We start from the raw sequence: 23149 nt of genomic DNA, 5'->3' as shown, positions 1-23149 counted from the left end.
GATTAAAAAACAGGAAGAAATGATACTTTTTTGGGTAAAGTAATAAGAATAAAATGAAAAATAGGCTTAACTATTTCTATAAGCAAGAGGTGTAACTCCTTGATTTTGTCTAAAAAACTTAACGAAATTTGTTGCTTCAGAATAGCCCATTTGCATAGAAATTTCTGCAATTGACAAATCTGTGTTTTTCAGTAATGCTTTTGCTTGAAGTATTTTATAATCTATGACTACTTTTTTTGCTGTTGTTCCTGTAGTTTTTTTAACACACTCTGCTAAATATGCAGGTGTAATGTTTAATTTTTTTGCGTAGTATGCTAGGGTCTTGTCTGAATTGATATCCCTTAAAATTAAATCCTCAAATTTTAAAGTGATTTTTTCTGGTCTTCTTAACTCAATTGTTTTACTACCAATTCTAGTGATTCTCTTTAGGAAAAAAAGTAACGCTATTAGTTCAGCACGAATAATATCCAAGCTATATTTTTCATCTTTTATGAATTCTGTATAAATTCTTTCCATAGCATCATTAATTTTAATAAAATGCTCATCAGTGAGTTTATAGTAAGGTATCGCATTTAATTTGAAAAAAGGAAATTGACAAATCACATTGAATCTATGAGTACCTTCTTTAAGAAATTCAGAATTAAAAAAAATTCCGAAACCTTCTTTACCAATACGTTTTTCGCCTTCTATATTGAATATTTGCATGGGAGAATTAAAGTTGATACTACGATCCAGTTTATCAAAATAGGTATACCCTATTCTTCTGGCAGTAACATTTTTGACATGAAAATTTATTGAGAAGAATCGTTTACGATGTGGTTCAAAAATTCTTTTGTTAACTTCCTCAAGTTCGCTGTATTTATAAATATTAAATCCATCAGAAATAGAAGGTTTTGAAATACTTAAATCATCAAAAAGGTCTTGTATTGTCTTATAAGTTATCATTCGATATTTTAAAATTTAAATATTCTTCATTTTGATATGAAAGTCAAATAAAATATGTGTTATTTGGATGACCTAGAAATATAGCTATTTTTTTGAAAACCTAATATCCAAGCACTTACTCATTCTATATCAGCAGACTACAACCATAAAACAACAGTGCTTTTTGTTCCATGTACTATAAATTTCATGAATCTTACAAGACTTGAAGTTGATTAAAATACTCAAAAGCATTAATAATCTATTTAATTATCTTGAAGGTATTATACAAAAATTATAATCTATTGTTACGTCAATTCTAAAAGAAAGTGCTTCATAGCAAACTAATCGAGCAGTTTCGTGTTTTAAAACTTTTGCAAGAAAGAAAAATCAAAGATCACTCTGAAAACCTTCTCTAATTTTCTGAAAAGCTATACGAAGTTGTGCTTCTACTGTCTTGATAGAAATATTTAATTTTTTTGCAATTTCTCGGTTCTTATAATTCTCCTGTTTACTTAATAATAAGATTTGTTTACATTTTTCAGGTAAGTTAGCGATTAAACCGTTTAGTTTTTTCAGTTTTTTTTCAAAAATATCATTATCATCATCGACTTGATATAGTAATGCTTCATATTGAAGAGTATCCAAAAACTCTTGCCTTTTTTTATTTTTTCTAGATTTATCGATATATGTATGATAAACGGACTTATATAAATACGCTTTTAAAGAAGTGTTTATATGTAATTCTTCTCGTTTTGACCACAATTTAATAAATACACTTTGTACAATATCTTCTGCATCAGGCATATGCTTGGTAAACTGTAAAGCATAAGAGCATAAAGGACGGTAATACCTTTCAAACAATAGTTCTAATGCCTGATTATCACCATTTTGTATACGTATCCAAATTAGCTTTTCATCCATTGATAAAATATGGTTAAACCTTATTTAAAGTATTGTAATAGTGTAAATATCAAAAAAAAATCAAAAAACGTTAAGGGTATATTAATTTTTTTGCGTCACAAAAGTGAAAATAAATAAAAAAAATCCAACGTTTTGGAAACATTAATACTAAAATATATTACCAATACGATCTCTAAAAAAGAATTAGATGCTCTTAAGAAATGGTTACAAAAAACCGAAAATCAAGAATATTTTAAGACATTTATTCAAACAAATTACGAGTTAGACGTAAATTATAGCAGTATTGATTCTAAAAAAGCATACAACAGTATGATGAATGTAATAGAATCAAAAACAATAGAACCAAAACCTGTAAAAAGACTTTATTATACATATCTAAAGTATGCCGCGGTGATTTTACTTCTGATCATTTCTTCAATTGGAGCATATACGATTTTGACAAGTGATCCCAATCCTTCTCCTACCAATAACGCTATAACACAACAAATCATTTTAGAGTTAGAAGATGGAACTGTTCATTTACTTGATGAAAATGATAGTACTACGATTACTAGTGCAAATGATAACACGATAATAAATCAAGAATATGACAAGCTCCTTTATACCAAACAAACATCTAAAACAGGATCAAAGTTAGCTTTTAATAAATTGATAGTTCCGTATGGAAAACGATTTAAAATCGAATTATCTGACGGTACTTTAGTTTTTCTTAATGCGGGTACAACACTACGATATCCCAGAGCTTTTACAAATTCAAAAAGTAGGAAAGTCTATCTTGAAGGAGAGGCGTATTTTGATGTGAAAGAAAATAAAAACAAACCTTTTATAGTTCAAACTAATGAAATGAATGTAAGAGTTTTAGGAACCAAATTTAATGTGTCTAGCTATCAAAATGAATATAATACTTCTGCGGTACTGGTAGAAGGTAGCATAGCAGCTTACAAACCTTCAGAGGATTTTAATTTGAAAAACACATTAGTTGTTAAACCAGGAGAACAAGCAATGGTAAAAGATGACCTATTTACAATTCAACAAGTGAATACAAACAAACATATCGCTTGGACAGAAGGAAAGCTATATTTTGTAAACGATAAATTTCAAAATATTATTAAAGAACTCGAGAGGCACTATGCTGTTACTATTAAAAATACAAACCAAGAACTTAATGATATAAGATACACAGGTACCTTTCTATATGAAACTATAGAACAAGTTTTAAACACATTTAAACATAATACTCAATTTGAATATACGATCAAGGGCAAAGAGATTATAATTAAATCACCCTCAACATAGATTATAACATACTCAATAATAAATATATACTAATCAATAAAATAGAAAGCCAGTGAATAAAATAATATAAGATCCAAAAAATCGGGAAATGCTCCAACATCTCCCGATCCAGAAATTTGATTTTAAAGTCATCTTCAATAAACTAAAAATCTTTCAAAATTATGAAAAAACTAATTGCCACGGGGTGCTCTTATCAAAACATTCCAGACTTTAACTTAAAAATAAAGTTTACGATGTTTTTCTTTATCGTAACACTCTTTCAGATACAAGCTAATTCTGAATATCTTCAAAACACCAAAATCAGTCTTAATCTATCTTCTGTAAAGCTATCGCGAGTATTTACAGAGATCGAAAACAAAACATCATATCGTTTTTTTTATAAGAATGAAGAAATAGACCTCGATAGAAAAGTAAGTATCAAAACAAAAAAAGAATCTATTAAAAGTATACTGATAATACTTTTTAAAGATAGTAACGAAACTTTTAAAATACTAGATAAACAAATCATCATCAGTCGGCGCAATGTATCACCAACTCAAAAACAACAAAAACCAAAGGCCGAGAATCAACAATTTGAAGTAAACGGAACTATCTCAGACGAAAGCGGTCTTCCTCTACCAGGTGTATCAATATTAGAAAAAGGAACAACTAATGGTACAATGACAGATTTTGACGGAAACTATTCTTTTATAGTCAAAAACCCTAAAGGTGTTTTGGTCTTTTCTTCTGTAGGGTTTGATACCCAAGAAATACCAATTAATAATCAAAATACAATCAATACAATACTCACTCAAAATATAAGTGAACTTGAACAAGTAGTACTTGTTGGATATGGAGAAGTAAAAAAACAAAATTTAACAGGTTCTGTAGGAGTAGTTGATATAGAAAGTTTTCAAAATCAAGCACCTACTGTAAATGTGGACCAGGCATTACAGGGACAAGTATCCGGGGTTTTGATAAGTAGCCCAAATGGACAATCAGGAACCGCCGCAAAAATTAGAATAAGAGGTACTTCTTCATTATCAGGATCAAATCAACCTCTGTTTGTAATTGATGGGATTCCTATTGTTCCAGAAAGTAATATTCCTATAGGAGGTACAGAAGGTCGATTATTAGGAAATGAATTAAATAATCAAGGATTAAGTACTCCTATCGGAAATTTAAACCCTAGTGACATAGAATCTATAAGTGTCTTAAAAGATGCATCTGCAGCAGCAATATATGGTTCGAGAGCAGCAAATGGTGTAATTATTATCAATACCAAAAAAGGAACCAAAAGAGGAAAACCTCAATTTAATGTTGATATCTCTACTATTATTCAAGAAACGGCAACATTAGATGTATTAGATGCACAACAGTTTAGAGAGGTATGGACAAAGGCTGTACAAAATGGATCATCAGACGATGATTTTGCGACGAGTGTCTTAGATGGTTCCTATTTTGGAAATGCAAATACCAACTGGGAGAACGAAATAAGCCCAGGAACACCAATTTCTACTAATGTATATTTTAATGTAAGAGGTGGAAATGAAAATACTCAATATTCTACATCAATTGCTACTTTAAATTCTAAAACGCAGTTTCAAGGTTCAGAAAGTGAACGCCATAACTTCAATCTTTCATTGAACACAAAAATCACCTCTCTTTGGAGTTTTGGAACCAATGTGCAAGCGTCATTTTTTGATCAATCTAATGTAGATGGTGGATTAGTAGATCGAATGTATATTTTTCGACCAGATATTCCTGTATTTGACGAAGATGGAAACTTTTCTTTTTCACCAAATTCTAATTTTGAAAATCCAGTTGCACTTTCTCAGGCATTTAATAATAATAAAACCTTTCTTCTATTAGGCTCATTTTTTACACAGTTAGAAATTGTCAATGGTTTAACTGCAGAAACAAGAGTATCCGTTAATTATAACAATGGTAATCAAGAAAGTTTTTATCCCAGATTTACTGGTCGAGGCGGGTGGTCGCGTTTACAAGGTGATGGAGATGGGTTTGCACAAGATAGTAGAAGTAATAGTTCTGTATTACAATGGCAAAGTACACTTACATATTCTAGATTATTTGGTTTAGTTCATCAATTAGATGCTGTTCTGGGAACAACTTTTGAAGAAGCTAGAAATTCTTTTAATAAAGCATTTGGTACCGGATTCTCAAACGGAGTTCTTAGTAATGTATCTAGTGCTACTGTTAGTAATGGTGGAGATGCTTTTGAAAGTGCATCAGGGCTTTCTTCATACTTTGGAAGAATTAATTATGATTATGATCAAAAGTACTTTCTTACCTTAACAAGCCGGGTTGACGGTTCTTCAAAATTTGCAAAAGAAAATAAATACGCTTTCTTTCCAGCAGCTGCATTGGCTTGGAGAATTTCAGGAGAACCCTTTCTATCAGGGAGTAATTTTCTAAACGAATTAAAATTTAGAAGTAGTATTGGACTTACAGGTCAACAGGATTTTGGAGCATACCAATGGCGAACCTTATTCGAAACTGATGATTATGGAGGCGATCCTTCAATAATACTATCTCAGCTCGGAAATGATAGATTAAAATGGGAAACGACGAAGCAATTTGATATAGGACTAGATTTTTCGATTCTTAATGATAGAATCTCAGGAAGTTTTGGATATTATCAAAAGGATACCGAAGATGCTATATTTCCAGTGATTACACCTGGTAATACAGGAGTCTCTTCAGTTTTGGCAAATGTAGGTAGTACAAAAAATACAGGATTTGAAATTGAATTCAATGCGGATATCATTAGAGCAAGAAATTTTTCCTGGAACATTAATATTAATCTAACCAAGAACGCAAATGAGCTTACTAAGATAGGTGATGATTTCAAAGATGACGAAGGTTTTGCTGTTGGCTTTCCTGGATTGGGAGGAGGAAGATTAAAAGAAGGGAGCCCTATAGGACTTATCTATGGATATGTTTCTGAGGGAATTTTTCAACAACAATCAGAAATTGATAACCTTAATGCTAATGCAGAAGATGGTGTCTATCAAGATGAGCTAACTGCACCAGGGGATCTAAGGTTTAAAGATATTTCTGGTCCTAATGGAGTGCCAGATGGTAAGATAACAAGTGAAGACCAAACTGTAATTGGCGATGCTCAACCAGATTTCTTTGGTGGGATCAATAGCACATGGACATATAAAGGTTTTACCCTTGCAGCTCAGTTTACATATTCTTACGGTAATGATTTATTCTGGTTTTCTCAAACCAGAGCCATTAATTTTGGAAGTCCTTTTCTAGCAGAAAATAAAACTACAGAAGTCCTTAATGCATGGACACCAGAAAATCCTACCAATCAACCAAGAGCAGTGTATAGAGATCCAAATAATAATGCAAGAATATCAAGTTATTATGTGCATGACGCTTCTTTCTTAAGGTTGAATACAATTAATTTGAGATATACATTCTCAAAAGAGGTAATGAAACAAATTGACTTTATTGATAGTATTTCCATTTATGGGATTGCACAAAATCTTTGGACACTTACAGATTACCCTGGAGCAAATCCACAAAGTGCAACATTATTCAACAATGATATTTCGGGAGCAGGAAGAGATACCAATCGTTTCCCGTTACAAAAAGCATTCACTTTTGGTATTAACATCGGTTTTTAAAATAAAAGTTATGAAAAAAAATATAGCAATACTTATCATCATTTTCTTTACTTTTTCTTGTAGTCTAACGGATTCAATAGACCAGGATCCTCCAAATAATTTGGTCCCAGAAAATGTAGTTCAAAACGAAGATGATGCCAGAGCAATTTTGAATGGGGCATATAGCAAAATTATTTCCTTTTCGAGTTCACATTACTACATGTATTCAGAGTTGATTCCCAGCGCATTAATTGGTTCGATGAGTCGAGTTAGTGCTTCTGCAACAGATGAGCAGTTTAGTGAAAATGATATTCTATTCGATAATGGGACTGTAAATGCATTTTGGTCTATCTTTTATGGAGTAATAGATGCGTCTAATACCGCAATAGCGCTCACCGATCAACTACCCGAGAGTGAAATTACTTTAGAAACTAAGAAAGAGATTATAGGAGAAGCACATTTTATTAGAGCCATGGCCACTTTTGATGCGCTACGGTATTTTGGACAGTTTTATGACACAAATAGCAGTTTGGGAGTAATTCTTAGGACAGAGCCTGTAAATTTTGTAACAAGAAGTAAATCAAGAAGTAGTGTAACAGAATCTTACGATCAGATTATTAATGATCTTAATATTGCCATAGCAGATGCTCCTGATTTTTCAGTATCCTATAGGGCATCCAAAACCGCTGCAAGAGCTCTAAAAGCTAGAGTATTATTGTTTATGGGTAGATATGCAGAAGCCGCAGCTCTTGCCAATGAAGTTATTATAGAAGGAACACGTTCATTATCTCCTGATTTTACTTCGGTTTTTGATGAGGGCTTAGATTCTACAGAAATGATTTTGATGACATATAGAGATGAAAATTCAGATGTAGATGATAATAACCGTAAACGTTTTTACCCTGGTAGAGCAGGTACTACCTGGTTTCCTGTTTTAATGGGAGAAGATCCCAGAGCTGCTGTTACATTTAATGCAGGAAGAGTATTAAAAACAAATAATGTTGATACCTTTCGACCAACTTACTTCATTAGATTATCAGAACTGTATTTAATTCAAGCAGAAGCACTGCTTATGAGCGGAGCATCTGTAGAAACGAGTAAAATTCCATTAGACATCATTAGAAATCGTGCAGGAATTGATAATACCGCTGCAACTACTGTTGAAGAGCTGAAAAACGATATTTTTAATGAATATGTAAAAGAGCTAGCTTTTGAAAATGGTAGTGAATGGTTTGCTGCAATAAGAATGAATAAAGCTATGGAATTAAAGCCTTCAATAACAAGTGAGAACCAGTATATCTTGCCCATACCAGAAAAAGAAATTGAAGGAAATGAACTGATAAGCTTAGCAGATCAAAATCCTGGATATTAACCAATACATATACTTGAGTTAGCCACTCCGCCCTATTTTATAAACGGGGTTATTACTTTGTATAACCCTGTTTTTTTATCCTTTTAAACTCTAAACAATGAAAAAAATCAAAACGAAAATATTCTTTCTTTTCTTCTTGTGCATAGGAATGCTTATGTCGCAAAAGAAATCTTCTGAAATAGAAGACCTCAACACAAAAATCCCCATAGATCCAACAGTAAAAGTTGGTAAACTAGCGAATGGTCTTACATATTATTTAAAAAAGAATGCTAAACCAAAAGATAAAGCTGTATTACGATTAGTGGTAAATGCCGGTTCTATTCTAGAAGACGAAGATCAATTGGGGCTCGCCCACTTTGTAGAGCATATGGCATTTAATGGAACAAAGAATTTTAAAAAAAACGAACTTATCAATTATTTACAAAGTATAGGTGTAGAATTTGGTGCAGATCTAAATGCGCATACTAGTTTTGATGAGACTGTATATAAGCTATTAGTTCCTACGGATAATAAAGAAATATTCGATACCAGTCTTCAAATTATGAGAGATTGGGCTGATGGTATTGAATTTTCTGATGAAGAAATTGATAATGAAAGAGGCATTGTAGCAGAAGAGCTAAGAGCCCGTAGCGGAGCTAGAATGCGAATGTATTACGAGTCTATCCCTCTATTAACCAATAATTCTAGATATTCAAAAAGAACTCCGATAGGTACTCTTGATGTCATTATGAATTCTAAATATGCATCTTTAAAACGTTTTTACACCGATTGGTATCGACCTGATTTGATGGCACTAGTATTGGTAGGAGACTTTGATCTTGTCGAAACAGAACAAAAAATAAAATCTGTATTTGATGATCTCAATATAAAAAGTAATCCAAAAGAAAGAATACACTATACGATTCCAGATAATACAAGTCCAAAAATCGGAATCATTACAGATCCCGAAGCTACAGGTGTAAATATTGCTGTTTATCATAAAAAAACAAGTGTCGAGACCAAGAACTTGAAGGATTACAAAAAGAATATCTTACAAAGGTTATATACAGGAATGTTACGACAACGATTGTCAGAAAAAGCAATACTTCCTAATGCGCCATTCTTAAGTGCTTCTGCGGGAATAGGACATTTTTTAGGAGATAAAGATAGTTATTACCTTCGGGCTTCTTTAAAAGAGGATGCAATAAATAAAGGTATAGAAATATTATTAGAAGAAAGTGAACGTGCTAAGCGATACGGCTTTACTTCAGCAGAATTAAAACGTTATAAAGCATACATGCTGAATAGAGCTGCCATTTTTAAAAACGAAGAAGGAAAATTACCCTCAAAATACTACGCAGACCAATATACCGGTCACTTTACAGACAAAAAGCCTATCGTTGGGACAGCATTTCAATATGAGTTCTACAAAAAAGTGTTCCCTTCGATCACAATAGAAGATGTGAATCAAATAGCTCAAGAGTGGATTAAAGATGATAATATTTCTATTATTATAAATGCACCTAATAAAAAAAGTTTAAAACTTCCTGATAGTAAAGAAGTGATGTCTATGTTGAAAAAAATAAAAACAAAAAAAATTACTCAAAATATAGACTCTCTTAATATTACAGAATTGATGAGCAAGAAACCTCAACCAGGCAAAATTGTAAAGGCTTCTTATAATTCTAACGTTGACGTAACTACATGGAAATTTGCTAACGGAATCACTGTATTGGCTAAGCCAACAACATTACAAAACGATTTAATAAGTATGATTGGTTTTAGACCAGGAGGAAGTTCTTTGGGACAAGATTCATTATATGTTTCTGTCAAAAGCGCTGGTGAGATAATCGGGTCTAGTGGAATAAACGGGGTTTCTTCAATAAATCTTAAAAAAATAAATATGGGGAAAACGGTAAGCGTAAAACCTCGTATTAATTTTTATGATGACTTATTCTCAGGAAATAGCTCTTCTAAAGACTTAGAGACAATGCTGCAAATGACACATTTGTATTTTACAGCACCTAACAAAGACAAAGGTGTTTTTGAAGCACAGAAAGCAAACATGATAGCCTTAACCAAAGACATGGATAAAAATCCTAACATCGTCTTTGAAGAAAGAATTAATCAAGTAATGACCCAAAATCATTTAAGAGGAGTATCTCTAAAAGAGCAAGAAATAGAAGAAGGGTTAAAATTGGATGATGTATATGAATTCTATAAGGAACGTTTCTCATCAGCAAATGGGTTCATTTTTATTTTTGCAGGAAGCTTTGATCTTGAAATTTTAAAAGAACAGGTAATCAGATACTTGGCAAGTTTACCTTCTGATCTACAACAAAAAAGTACCTGGAGAGATATCGGATTACGTAGACCTACTGGAGTGATTAAAGAGACTATAGAAAAAGGTATTGATAATAAAAGTAAAGTAGATATGCGTTTTACAGGAACACTTGATTTTTCAATAGATAAAAAACGAAATATCAATTTACTGGCAAAAGCGCTTAAAATAAAACTTACAGAAGAACTACGTGAAAAAATGGCTGGTGTTTATGGAGTTAAGGTATCTGGATTTGCGACTGATAAACCTTATGATTGGTATCGTTTAAACATTCGTTTTACTTGTGCCCCAGAAAATGTAGAGAAATTAACTAAAAAAGTTTTCGAAGAAATTGACAATATCAAAAATAACGGAATATCTGAGATAGATCTTAAAAAAATTAAAGAAGCAGAATTATCTAATGCGAAAGATGGACTCAAATACAATGAGTACTGGATTTATAAATTGAAAACAGCAATTGAATATGATTTAGACATTGATGAAATAGTAAATTATAAATCTAAAATCAATAAACTCTCTTCAAAAGATTTTAAAGATGCAGCTAATACTTATTTTAATACAAAAAATTATGCTGAATTTATTTTGATACCCGAAAAAAAGTAATCGTAGATTATAATAGTCTTATAAAGCTATTAATAATATAGAATAGTTTTTTATAAATGCCTTAATTTCAATTAATTTTTCAATAGAATTGGTTAGATATTTCAATCTCTCCCGCTACTTTCAAGGCATTTTTTTCCTTAAGCCAGACAAAATTGTCTGGCTTTTTTATTTTATTGTTTTATAAATTCTCTATAGGCGGCGGCGTGTTTTTTACTTAATGGTTTAAGGACACATTAGCATTCACGGTCTCAAAAAGAATATCATTTTGATCTATCCATCAAAGAATTAGCTCATAGACTTAACAAGGTATCAACTGAATATTATTTAGCACGTCCTCGTATGCCTGAAAAAATAGAGCTTTGTAAGTCACCTAATGAATATAATGAATGGACTCATTGCTTTAATAAAGAGGAAAATGCTTATCAATTTTGCGGATATCAGGGGAGTACAACATTAAATCAAGAAACTAAAATACAAGAAGATGCTAGTTATCATACTTGTAGGATAAATTTACAACTAATCAACCTAGACAATGTAACGCTTACTGATACTTTAGAAATAGATAACGACTTTGGTAGAATGGTAATCTCGGGAAATCAGTATGCGTCTAAGTTACACACGCCATTTGGTATAAAAGTTCAGAAGAATAAATTTATTTCTAACAGAAAAAGAGAAGCTTTTGTAATAATCGAGTTCGAAAATTATATTATTAACAAAATAAGGAATTATAAAAGTCAATGACCCATTTCAACTGTAAGAGAGTTATTTAAAAAAATGAAATATCGAGGTTACAACCTATGGAAACACTTTAAAGTCATATCTTGTTCAATGTAAAAAGGAATCTTAAAAAGGATATAATCATGAATAGTATTAAACAATTATTAGCTCAGATCTCATTAGAGTATCAAAAACAACAACCTATATAAAGCTACTTTACAATTTAATTAATGATAAAAACTACAACTATGAACAAGTTAGTTTTCAGATGTATATCATTTTTATATATCGCGTTTATAATTTTGAATTTAATTGATAAAACAAATGACATCCCGTATTCTTTAGGAGTTAATGATGGAAGCATTGTGGTGAAATCGAATATTACACCTGAAACTGATAATGAAATTACAATTCCGAGCGGTCCTTCAATTCAATATATACACGTAAATGCTAAGAACCCTAATCATTTGATTATTGCTGGAGAGCGTTGGAAATATTTAAGCTTGGACCATGGTGTAACTTGGGAACAAATAGAACTAAGCGAAAGTTATATTAAAATAGCGTTATGGGTTAATGACACCATTTTAGCCTCTACTCTTGATGGTTTTATTGTGTCAGAAGATTTTGGAAAATCATGGAAACCTGTAACCATTATTTCAAATTCAGAACAGCTCATAAAGCTCCCTGAATTCACAGAAAATTTTGAACAATCTTGGAAATCTATTCCTCTTTCTGACTTAGATGAAAAAACATTGTCTGGAACTGTATTGACTTTTAGCTCAGAAAGTAATGCCATATTGGAATTACCAGATAACAACAGGTATCAGTTTAAGCTTAACGGCAGTGTACTCGAAATCAAGGAAAAATATATAGAAACAACCACTAAACCTAGAATATACAGAAATAATATCAAACTCCATGAAGGTGAAATACCTGCTGTTTTAAGTGAGTCTGTTGATGGGATTTGGGCAGCGACTCTTGGAGGTGTTTTCTTTCAAAAGAATGGCAGTACAAACTGGGAAGATAAATCAGCATCGTTACAAAAGCATTCTTTTAATAGAAATTTTGAATCACAACAAGGGAACCAATTATTGATTTTAGATCAAATTGGACGACTAGCAATAAGTAAGGATAGGGGTAAGTCATGGAAATCACTTGTTAATGATGTATCAAAAGCAGAGTTTTTAAACGACGAATCAATTGTTGTTGTACAAAAGGGAGGTCGCGTACTGCTTATTGATGAAAATAATACTGTTGAAATAGCACCTGATTGGAAATTGATTCAGAATGAAAATCCAGAGACAATTTCATCTTTATATAATAGTCATATTTATTTTATCCATGGAGACAAAAATGGGTTTTGGTTAACGACTGGCCCATTAATTTATTTACAGGAAACCCCTATAGAAATCAGTCATTATGAAGCAATCTCCAAATCCTATACAAGTCTATCTGAAGTTCTAGTCTATTACTACAATCGAAATAAGAAACAGTGGATGGTAAAACCTTGGTCCTCTGACGCTGAAAATAAATATGCGATTGAAGATCGATGTAAGTTAAGCCTTGATTATGATAATGTAGTATCAATTAACAGACACAGAACCTCAGATTATGGAACCTCAGAAAAAGTAATGCTCATCCAATCTGGAAAGAAATATGCGTATTTTGATGATAGCGAAGTACACGTTCGTAAATTAAAAAATTGTAACCCTTTCGGAATTAAAAGAGTATGGGATTTTGATAGAATAGTAAGCCCCGCAGCATATTATGAAACAGATGAAGGGTTGGAAGTCGTTTCCCTAGGTCATCTAGATGGAGGTACTATAAATCGTATTAAGATCAATTTAAATGACACACCACCTCTATGGAGATGGTTTTTTTACTTTTTTTATTATCAATATGGTGTCTATATCATAGGAATAGGCTTAGTAATATGGTTTTTTAGTATTCGAAAAAAAACTAAGATAAAAGTTTAAGAAAGTAAAGTCATTGTTCAAAAAAAAGAGATAAGTTTTTGTGGTGAGAGGCTTCGAAGAACATATCATTAATAAAATAAAGAGTGGTTGCATCATAAGCAGAATAAGATGACAAAATCTTTTTTGATTGAACAACCCTCATTAAAGGATTTACCAGACCATTTTTAAATTAAAAAACAGGTCTCAAATAATTATTTGAGACACCTTTACTACATGTCTTATTTAATTTTGAGTTATGATATTTTTATTAAATACTAAAAGATAAAAGCTTAAAACAAAAAATATAATGAGACACTCACTTCTACCAAAAAGTCTGGTTTTAATATTTTTAGATAGAGTTGAAATCAAACGTAATTTTTATGTTCTGTTCCGGTTTTCCAAATTTTGGTTCAAATTTAGTAGTAGCTTTAAATCATGATTTTCATTATGTAACCTCCTTTACTATTCTTTGAACAATAGTGCCTCCAACACCAATAATTGCTATTTATTAATCATATCTTTTCTTATTGGAAAAAAGTTTCTAAAACTCTGCTGTCTTCTATAGCCTTGTATTTATGAGGGGGGGGGTGAAGGAATAAAAAACACGTCTCCTGTATTTAAAATAACTACTTCTGTTCTATTAGGATGATAGATTGTTGCTTTAAATGCTCCTTCTAAAATCGTAGACATTTGCTCGCTTATGTGCTCATGTTTAGGGATGATATAGCCCTTTTTTATGACAACATCTGTTTGTTGTAAATTATCACCATATACCAGTTTTCTGAAAATTCCAACACTCAAAGTGTCATAAAATATATTATCAAATTCAAAATGTTTCACTTTTTCGGAAGCATAGATTTTATCTAGAAATTGTTTTGGATCATGTCTACTACAAGAAACCAGGTATACTAGACATAACAAAGCTTTGCTCCATTTAAAATGTGTCATTTTATTATTTTTTTAGAACTTTTCGAGATAATTTGTTTTTTACTTGTAGGGCAAGTACTATCGTGCATACAATAAGTAATGCGGGAAATTCCCATCCACCACCTGAAGCAGCAAAAAGCCAACCATTGGACCAATGTACGCTAGTAGCTACAAGCATTTCTATAACTAAGGTTATACATATGAGCATTATTAAACGGTTGGTGATAAGCAAAATACCTGCAACCAACTCAATACAAAAAGCGAGACAATAATGTCTCGCTTTAGTAAATTTTGTCTCATTTGTGACCCCGAGCATTCACGACTCAAACTTTTTTGACAGAATATTTAGAAGAAATTTTCAGAGTATGTAAAAGAGTATCAAGATTTGCTACTAATAGCTTGCTAATATCGTTCTATATTAAAACATTTTAATTTTTTTATAACTTTTATAGGAGTTAAAAATCATGAGTTGAGTAAACGTCAGTTTTAATGACGTTTATTTTTTGTTAGTTGGTTTTTCTTTTCCAAAAGCATATAGAATTCCTTTTGTAATAAAGCTAGGATAGACACTTAGGTGATCTTCATCAGGAATTATAACTGTTTTAATGTTTAAATCGGAGTAATTTCGAGATAATAACCTTTTTTCAAAATCAAGCATTTCGGCTACCATATTTGATTTTTCTTCCTCTTCTCCGATACACAAAAAAACATTTGCTTTCATATTCTTATGGGAATTATAGTATACCTCTTCGAACCCATTTAAGCATTGATTGTCATACCATAAAGAGGGACTTCCAGCTAAATAGTATTCAAATAAATTTGGTGTTGTAACCAACATATAACTCGCTAATAATCCACCAAAAGATTGTCCGGCAAATACTTTTTTGGAATTATCTATTCTATACATCTCTTCTAAAAACGGAAATATATCATTTTTTATAAATGATATAAAATCATCAGCCTTTCCAGAAGCTAACCTTGATTCTTTAGAGTGTCCTCTCGGTTCATTAGGAGAATAGGTCGGTGTATAATCCCTTGTCCTGCTAACTGTTGGTTTATCATCTTTGGAATAGGAGATTCCCACTGTGATAAATTCTTCTACATTTAATCGCCTTGTTATACTAGTCACTAACGGGAAGGCATAGTCTGAATCGGTAAGAATCAATATTGGATATTGTTTATCGGAGCTTGAATATGATTTCGGTAGCTTAACGTATAGTTCGTAAGATTTTTGATTGATTGTTGATTTAATAGAATGGACTTCTGTTCCTTTTATTTCAAATGATTTTAACCTTGTTTCCTCTTTATTTGGAATAGCCTTATTACTAACATTAAACTCTTCTATTGTTTTATTTTTCTGGCTTCCATCACTACAAGATATTGTTATTATTATAATGATGAATATCGATAAAAATTTGTTCATTTACTCTAATTATTTTCTCCAATTAAAAATTTACCGCGAATATCAAACAAAAAAGCATCAAGCCTTGCTAATTGCTTGTTAAAATGATGACAAGATGATTTTTGCTAACTTAATATTTAAAGATTCTAGTAATCTTTGTCCAACTTCGTTTTATTTAGAAATTTAATGAATTAGATTAATCTTGAGTATTATGGTGTCGTAGTGAGGCTACAAGCTATATACCATACACATTATGACTGCTACAAAAGTTTTATTCTTTAAATTTTAATAGTTCTTCATAGGGATTTCCTTGCAAACCTAATAATCTGGCAAAAGCAGGTTCCGTTTTCAATCCTTCTTTTTTCAGTTGTATTATTTCTGCTCTAAACTTATCGTTCTTCGAGCTTAGAATTTTATGTTCAATTATCATATGACGGTACGCATTTTGATTTTCTGTAGGGCAATCTTGTCCAAAAATTTCAATCTGAAATTCGCCTGAATGAAAGGTTGCAATCGTTGATTCTAGGTCATTCCAATTGCTCGTATGTATTTGATAATTTTCCTTGTTCGAGTATAACGAGTTAAGAGTTTTTGCAAATTTTAAATGATTGGAACATTGACAAATAATATCTAAGTCACTTTCTGGTAAATCTATGCCAATCGGAATAGTTCCTGTTAATATAGGTTTGTAGTCCTGCAAGTGATCAAAAATAGATATCTCGATCAATTCTGCAAAAGCTCTTCGCTGACGTTCATTCCCTTCTTTGAGATATTCAATATTTGTAAAGTCTGTCTTCAATCTGCTTTAATTATGTACAACAATGCTATATGCACTAAGGTAACTATAATCCTTAATATTTGGCTATATAATTATCTCAAGAACTAGTATACTTAAGAATTTAATAATAATATCTAACAAAAAACCGAGACAATATTGTCACAGTTCGGTAAATTTTGTCTAAAAAGTGACCCAGGGAGAACACATGTCGAACCCTTTCGAAAAAGAACTTTTGAAAATCAAAGAGTTAGCAGAATACTTGAATGTTGCTTAATAAAAGTTTATAATTAAGATATTCTATTAAACATTGCCCCTTAGATTAGTTTACTAATTCGGTGGTTTTGTTGAACTTTTAGTTAGAAACATAAGAATAAAACCAACCCAGTTTAATAAAACGGTTCATTTTCTAAGTTTAACAATTAATATTTAAATGAACTGATATGTTACTTTGATATACCCTCTTTGTATTCCTTTTCAAAATTTGATGCGCAAAGGGCATATTATAAAAAATCAGGGAAGAAGTAGACTTTTAATTATATTTTACTAATTTAGAAGCAAGTTAAAATCATGAGTTACCCCATATCCGAAGAAATCTTCGGATATGGGGTAATTTGTTTATTGAAAACTAATTGAATATCTAAAAGTTTTTAACATTGTTGCACATAAGTTGAAAAAAATGACAAATATCAGAATATTCATAATTTTCTTGACATTGCCAATATCTTTACAGCTATTTGCACAGGTTAAGGTTAGAGGATATTATAAGAAAGACGGAACTTACGTTCGACCACATTACAGGTCTAACCCAGACGGAAATCCATATAACAATTGGAGTTACCCAAGGAATACTAATCCATATACTGGAAAAACGGCGACAGGAAATCCTAATACTTATTTAGAGAACTATCACAATCGTTCTTCAAGTTCTTCATCATATAGTTATCCTTCAACTACATATTCAGCTCCATCAAGCAGTTCTTACAACAGTACAAATACTTCATACAATTTAAGTTATTACGTGACAGCAAATAGATTAAATGTTCGTTCGGGACCTTCTACGAACTATTCAGTAATTGGTTCTTTGTCAAAAGCTGAGAACGTTAAAGTTATTTACACATATTCAAACGGTTGGAAAAAAGTACAGTACAATTATTATGATTTCGATTCCTATTCTTAAAAGATCAAGATTGGATATGTGTCAGGAAGTTATCTGAGCACATCAAATCCGTATTTCAATGATAGGTATTCATTTAATACTACTATTTCTAATCTTAATTCCAATTATTTACCCTACGGATATGGCAATGGTAGTATAACGGTTTGGACAAACTGCGGTACAGATGGCAATATTAAAGTATATCTTAATGGTACATACATAGGAAAATTAACTAAATATTTTATAAATGGAATTCCAAACTGTGGCGAGTTAGGAACATTATCAGTTAATAAACCCGAAGGAATATATAAAATTGAAGCAAAAGGAAATGAATACTCCTGGAGCGGAAACATTAAAATTTCTAGAGATAGGTGTTTAATTCAAGGGCTTCAAAAATAAAAAGCCAACATATAGCACAAGGTATAAGTAATAACCTGTTTAAGTGATTAAAAGAAGCTGTAAAATGAAACAAGGTGAGAGTACAAAACCGAAAGATTTGTAAGTAGAAATGCTCTACTCCAAATACATAAATCATTAAAGTTTAAATAAATGATGATAGAATTAATTAAAAAAATAGAAGCTTTGTGATTGATATTGATAATCTTTTTGGTTTTAACGAGATACACAATTTATATTATGCTAGAACTAAAAATGGTTTTGTAAGTTACATTCATGTAGTAAAAAAAGGGATTGGGTAAATAGAGTTATTCAAATAGACGTCCGTTAATTTTTGAATACGAATAGCGTAAGCACATTCAAGAGCATGATGGGACGACCTCTAAAGATTTTCTAGGGAATGAAGCTCAACGAAAAGAATTGAGAGCCTATGGAACTTTTGGTAATAAAATAGATCTTGGAGATGTATAAGATTGGAATGGAGATGGTAAAGATAATATAGGAGTTAGAGCTGATAATAAGGTGTATATGGATATTAATTTCGACAGTACTATAGATAAAATACAAGACTTTGGTTTTGGAGATTGGTAAATTAAAATTTCAAGAAAATGAAATTAAAAAAGCTTAGATTTTAGTTAGTCTAAGTTTTTTTTATAAAAAAAAATAAAATTTTCATTCATAAATTTTACTGAAAACAACTATTGAAAGACACTGCTTTTTTACTAACTGTAGTGGTGGTATTAGTGGGGGTTAATATAATATTTGCAATTAATATTAATAAAATAATTAAAAACAAATTAAAATGAGAGATTTAAATTTCGAAGAAATCAAGGAAGTTAATGGAGGTAGTCGTTTATCTGACTCTTGGGATTATTTCTGGAGTACGGAGGCTAAAATAGATGCAGGTACTATAGCTTCCGGAGCAGGAGTAATTGGTTTAGGAGTTGCTATAGTAGCTACTGGAGGCTTAGGAATGGCAGCAGTTGGTGTTGCCGCTACTGCTACACCAACTATAACAGCAGGAAGTTTAGGGTTATCTGCTTTAGGAGGGTATATTATTGGATCAGGTTTTACTTTTCAACCAAGCAAATAATTCTTAATAAAAAAAGCTTAGTTTTTAGACTAAGCTTTTTTTATTATAAATATCTTATGTAAAATCATATGAATCCTAAACTTTTTAGAAAAGAGGTTTTTAAGCATAAATCACAAAGGTTATATGGAGAAGTTTTACTTAAGAGTCCAAGGTTTTTTTGGTTATATACAATAACCATAACAATTTTGGTTATTGTGGCCCTTCTTTTGTTGTTTTATGGTACTTATTCTCGTAAAGAATCGGTTAAAGGTTATTTAATTCCTGATAAAGGGTTGGTGAAGTTGTATCCTTCTTATAGTGGTATAATTAAAAGAAATTTCATTATAGAGGGGCAGAAAGTAAAAAAGAATCAGTTATTAATGGAGATTGGTACAGAAAGGCTTAATGCTGATTCTATCAGTTCTATTGATCATTCGATTTTGAGATTACAAAAGCAAAGTAAAAATTTATCACAACAAATAGAAGATGAAAAAAAACTAATGTTAAGTGAAGAAAGTAGGTTAACTCAAAAATTGATTAACCTAACAAGAGAATACCAGCAAATTCTTAAACAGTTAAAGATTAATAAAAGTCAATACGGAATAACAGAAAAGCAAAGAGATCAGTACGAAATGTTATTATCTAAGGGCATAGTTGATAACGACGATTATCGAATCAGGCAAACAGGTTATTTTAATGCAAAAAATTCTTTAGAATCAACAAGAAGATTAAAAATTATAAAGGAAACAGAAATTAGTAATGCTAAAATAGATTTAGAACAATTACCCATAAAGAAAGAAAATAGTATAAAAGAATTAATAGAGCAAAAATCTCAAGTAGAAGAAAAGCTTGTAGAAGTTACAGATAGAAAATCTTTTGCAATAAAATCACCAGTAAATGGAAGGGTAATATTTTCTCAGTTTCACGTTGGACAAAAGGCAAATCCCAATTTATCACTGTTAACGATTTTACCAGAAAAAGCAGAGTTGTTTGCAGATTTATTTTTACCCTCTAGAGCTATAGGTTTTGTTAAAAAAAATCAAAATGTTTTAATAAGGTTCGATGCCTTTCCTTACCAACGCTATGGCTTACATAATGGTAAGATAATACAAGTTGCAAAAGCAGCAATAAACCCAAACGAAATTGAAACACCTTTATCGTTGCAAGAGCCTGTATATAGAGTAAAAGTAGCACTAGATAAACAATATATTAAAGCATTTGGTAAAAAAGTATTTCTACAGCCTAGTATGTCAGTTGATGCAGAAATAATTTTAGAAGACCGTAGTTTAGGAGAATGGCTTTTAGAGCCTATTTATAGTTTAAAAGGAAGGTTTTAAAATGGAAAACCCAACTAGTTTATTAAAGTATAACTGGAGAAAAGAGTTACCTGTTATACTGCAAACAGAAATGGCTGAATGTGGTATAGTGTGTATAGCTATGATTGCAAATTATCAAGGTTACAAAACAGATCTTAATTCGTTAAGAAGAAAATATTCAATTTCAACTAAAGGGGCTACCTTACAAGATCTAATTAAATTAGCTAATAGCTTAGATTTCAATACAAGACCCTTAAGGTTAGAGTTAGAAGAATTAGTTCAGTTAAAACTTCCATGTATCTTACACTGGGATTTAAATCATTTTGTAGTTCTTAAAAAAGTTAAACATAATTATATAATTATTCACGACCCAGCTTTTGGAATTAAAAAAATTAGTATTCAAGAAACTTCTAAACATTTTACAGGTATAGCTTTAGAAATTACACCAACGATCGATTTTAAACCTAAAAAAGATATTAGAAAAGCTAAATTATCAGATTTTTGGTCTAATATAAAAGGTGTTAAAAGGGTTTTATTTCAAATACTATTATTATCTTTTTTACTTCAGATATTCTCTATCGTCAGTCCATTTTATATGCAGTTAGTTGTTGATGATGTAATAATAAGTAGAGATTTAAACTTGTTGTTGATATTAGCTTTAGGGTTTGGTTTCGTTAAAATAGTAAGCATTTTAGTAGAATCTTTAAGGTCTATAGTTATACTTTATATGGGAACACAGCTAAGTATCCAAATGGCTTCTAATCTTTTAAGGCATTTACTAAAATTACCATTAGAGTATTTTGAAAAAAGACATATTGGAGATATAGTATCAAGGTTTGGATCAATCGAAGAAATTAAACAATTATTAACTACAGGCATCATTGAAACCATCGTCGATGGTATAATGGCTATTGGTTTATTAGTAGTTATGTTAATTTATAGTTTTAAGCTAACTGTATTAGTATTAATAGCTTTGGTTTTATATTTCTTGATCCGTTTTTTATTATATAAGCCTTATAAAGAACTGCAAGAAGAATCTTTAGTTACCGATGCGAAACAGAGTTCTAATTTTATGGAAACCATAAGAGGTATCCAGAGTGTTAAACTGTTTGGTAAAGAATCTGATAGAATAACACTATGGCATAATTATTATGCCGATTCAATGAATAATGGTATTAAGTTAGGAAAGCTTACTATTTTATATTCTCTAATTAATAGTTTCCTGTTTGGAATAGAAAATATTTTAATAATTTATCTAGCAGCTAATTCGGTTATAAATAATGTTATGTCTGTTGGTATGTTATATGCTTTTATGTCTTACAAAGGTCAGTTTATAAGTAAATCTTCAGCTTTAATAGATAAAATTATCCAATTCAAAATGTTGTCATTACATCTTCAGAGATTAGGAGATATAGTTTTAACAGATAAAGAAAAAGATATGGAAGGCCTTGTAGATTCTTTCAATTTTAATGGTAATATTTTTCTAAAAGATTTATGTTTTCGTTATTCAGATAATGAGCCTTTTATCATCAAAGATTTAAATCTAAAGATAAAATCAGGTTCATCTGTAGCTATAGTTGGTAGTTCAGGTTCTGGTAAAACAACTTTAATGAAGTTAATTTTAGGGCTTTTAAAACCTGAAGAAGGAACTATTTTAATTGACGAGATAGAAATTACTAAGATTGGATTAAATAACTATAGAAAAAGTATAGGAACCGTTATGCAAAATGATGAGCTTTTATCTGGAAGCCTCGCTGAAAATATTTCTTTTTTTAACCAAGATTTTGATCAAAATTTAATAGAAGAGAGTGCTAAGATGGCAGCAATACATGAGGATATATTAAAAATGCCGATGGGTTATAATACTTTAATAGGAGATATGGGGAGCAGTTTGTCTGGAGGTCAAAAACAGAGAATTCTTCTGGCTAGAGCTTTATATAAAAAACCAAAAATATTGTTTTTAGATGAGGCAACATCTCATTTAGATGTAGGTTTAGAATCAATTGTGAATGATACTGTAAAGAATTTAAATATAACAAGAATAATTATAGCACATAGACCTGAAACAATAGCAATGGCTGATAGAGTTATTCTTTTACAAAACGGGAAAATTCAAGATTTGAAAAATTAATAATTAAACTAATTTGTAATAGTTAAGACTTAATCTAACAATTTCTATAAATTAGTTTAATCATTAAATAAGATTGTCAGATGAACACAGAAGAAAAAATCATCAACATTAGTGATCTATACATCATAACTTGAGCTCTTTCCCTTCTTTTGTATGATTTATCTGAACATCGGCAAGTACATATAAAATATCCCTTATACGTTCAATTTCAATATCAGTAAGATTCTTTTTACCTGATTTTTCTAA

At 30.8% G+C, this 23149-nt stretch carries 17 protein-coding genes; 11 read left to right on the top strand and 6 right to left on the bottom strand.

Annotation, left to right across the window (positions count from 1 at the left end; translation table 11 throughout):
- Positions 1–66: 66 nt before the first annotated feature.
- Together FHK87_RS20315 and FHK87_RS20310 are read right to left on the bottom strand one after the other, a co-directional pair.
- On the bottom strand, positions 67–945 hold the full coding sequence (locus tag FHK87_RS20315; protein ID WP_140596015.1) for a helix-turn-helix domain-containing protein: 879 nt from the start codon (positions 943–945) through the stop codon (positions 67–69).
- A gap of 366 nt (positions 946–1311) precedes the next feature.
- A complete protein-coding gene (locus tag FHK87_RS20310) occupies positions 1312–1845 on the bottom strand; it encodes an RNA polymerase sigma factor (protein ID WP_140596012.1) in 534 nt (177 codons plus the stop codon).
- A gap of 132 nt (positions 1846–1977) precedes the next feature.
- Here FHK87_RS20310 and FHK87_RS20305 point away from each other — a divergent pair, with 132 nt between their 5' ends.
- The 6 genes from FHK87_RS20305 to FHK87_RS20280 all read left to right on the top strand — a co-directional run bounded on the left by FHK87_RS20305 (position 1978) and on the right by FHK87_RS20280 (position 13746).
- Complete coding sequence (locus FHK87_RS20305; RefSeq protein ID WP_140596010.1) at positions 1978–3141, top strand: FecR family protein; 1164 nt, start codon at positions 1978–1980, stop codon at positions 3139–3141.
- A 161-nt stretch (positions 3142–3302) separates the two neighbouring features.
- Positions 3303–6779, top strand: a complete 3477-nt coding sequence (locus FHK87_RS20300) for a TonB-dependent receptor (RefSeq protein ID WP_140596007.1) — start codon at positions 3303–3305, stop codon at positions 6777–6779.
- Between the two features lie 10 nt (positions 6780–6789).
- Positions 6790–8130 (top strand): RagB/SusD family nutrient uptake outer membrane protein, encoded by a 1341-nt coding sequence (locus FHK87_RS20295; protein WP_140596004.1) that lies wholly within the window; start codon positions 6790–6792, stop codon positions 8128–8130.
- 97 nt (positions 8131–8227) lie between these two features.
- Positions 8228–11053 (top strand): M16 family metallopeptidase, encoded by a 2826-nt coding sequence (locus FHK87_RS20290; RefSeq protein WP_140596002.1) that lies wholly within the window; start codon positions 8228–8230, stop codon positions 11051–11053.
- A 339-nt stretch (positions 11054–11392) separates the two neighbouring features.
- Positions 11393–11794, top strand: a complete 402-nt coding sequence (locus FHK87_RS20285) for a hypothetical protein (RefSeq protein WP_140595999.1) — start codon at positions 11393–11395, stop codon at positions 11792–11794.
- 224 nt (positions 11795–12018) lie between these two features.
- The gene (locus FHK87_RS20280; RefSeq protein WP_226294339.1) at positions 12019–13746 is read left to right on the top strand and encodes a hypothetical protein; all 1728 of its coding nucleotides are present in this window, start codon (positions 12019–12021) and stop codon (positions 13744–13746) included.
- 552 nt (positions 13747–14298) lie between these two features.
- Here FHK87_RS20280 and FHK87_RS20275 read toward each other — a convergent pair.
- From FHK87_RS20275 to FHK87_RS20260, 4 genes are all read right to left on the bottom strand, one after another.
- Positions 14299–14673 (bottom strand): cupin domain-containing protein, encoded by a 375-nt coding sequence (locus tag FHK87_RS20275; RefSeq protein ID WP_140595994.1) that lies wholly within the window; start codon positions 14671–14673, stop codon positions 14299–14301.
- A 4-nt stretch (positions 14674–14677) separates the two neighbouring features.
- Positions 14678–14860, bottom strand: coding sequence for a hypothetical protein (locus FHK87_RS20270; protein WP_140595992.1), 183 nt, complete (start codon positions 14858–14860; stop codon positions 14678–14680).
- A 288-nt stretch (positions 14861–15148) separates the two neighbouring features.
- Positions 15149–16075 (bottom strand): alpha/beta hydrolase, encoded by a 927-nt coding sequence (locus tag FHK87_RS20265; RefSeq protein ID WP_140595989.1) that lies wholly within the window; start codon positions 16073–16075, stop codon positions 15149–15151.
- A 250-nt stretch (positions 16076–16325) separates the two neighbouring features.
- Entirely contained in the window at positions 16326–16853 is a 528-nt protein-coding gene (locus tag FHK87_RS20260) for a DUF4269 domain-containing protein (protein ID WP_140595986.1), read from the bottom strand.
- Positions 16854–17508: 655 nt separating this feature from the next.
- Between FHK87_RS20260 and FHK87_RS20255 the strand changes: the two genes are divergently transcribed.
- From FHK87_RS20255 to FHK87_RS20235, 5 genes are all read left to right on the top strand, one after another.
- On the top strand, positions 17509–18009 hold the full coding sequence (locus FHK87_RS20255) for an SH3 domain-containing protein (protein WP_140595984.1): 501 nt from the start codon (positions 17509–17511) through the stop codon (positions 18007–18009).
- An 18-nt stretch (positions 18010–18027) separates the two neighbouring features.
- Positions 18028–18387, top strand: a complete 360-nt coding sequence (locus FHK87_RS20250; protein WP_140595981.1) for a hypothetical protein — start codon at positions 18028–18030, stop codon at positions 18385–18387.
- A 799-nt stretch (positions 18388–19186) separates the two neighbouring features.
- On the top strand, positions 19187–19477 hold the full coding sequence (locus tag FHK87_RS20245; RefSeq protein WP_140595979.1) for a hypothetical protein: 291 nt from the start codon (positions 19187–19189) through the stop codon (positions 19475–19477).
- 68 nt (positions 19478–19545) lie between these two features.
- The gene (locus FHK87_RS20240) at positions 19546–20793 is read left to right on the top strand and encodes an HlyD family secretion protein (protein WP_140595976.1); all 1248 of its coding nucleotides are present in this window, start codon (positions 19546–19548) and stop codon (positions 20791–20793) included.
- A gap of 1 nt (position 20794) precedes the next feature.
- The gene (locus tag FHK87_RS20235; protein WP_140595973.1) at positions 20795–22903 is read left to right on the top strand and encodes a peptidase domain-containing ABC transporter; all 2109 of its coding nucleotides are present in this window, start codon (positions 20795–20797) and stop codon (positions 22901–22903) included.
- Positions 22904–23149 lie beyond the last annotated feature (246 nt).

The sequence above is a fragment of the Aquimarina algicola genome (assembly GCF_006443095.1).
In the GTDB taxonomy this organism is placed as follows: domain Bacteria; phylum Bacteroidota; class Bacteroidia; order Flavobacteriales; family Flavobacteriaceae; genus Aquimarina; species Aquimarina algicola.
Note: the sequence above shows the minus strand (reverse complement) of the source record. Positions and strands in the feature narration are given on the sequence as shown.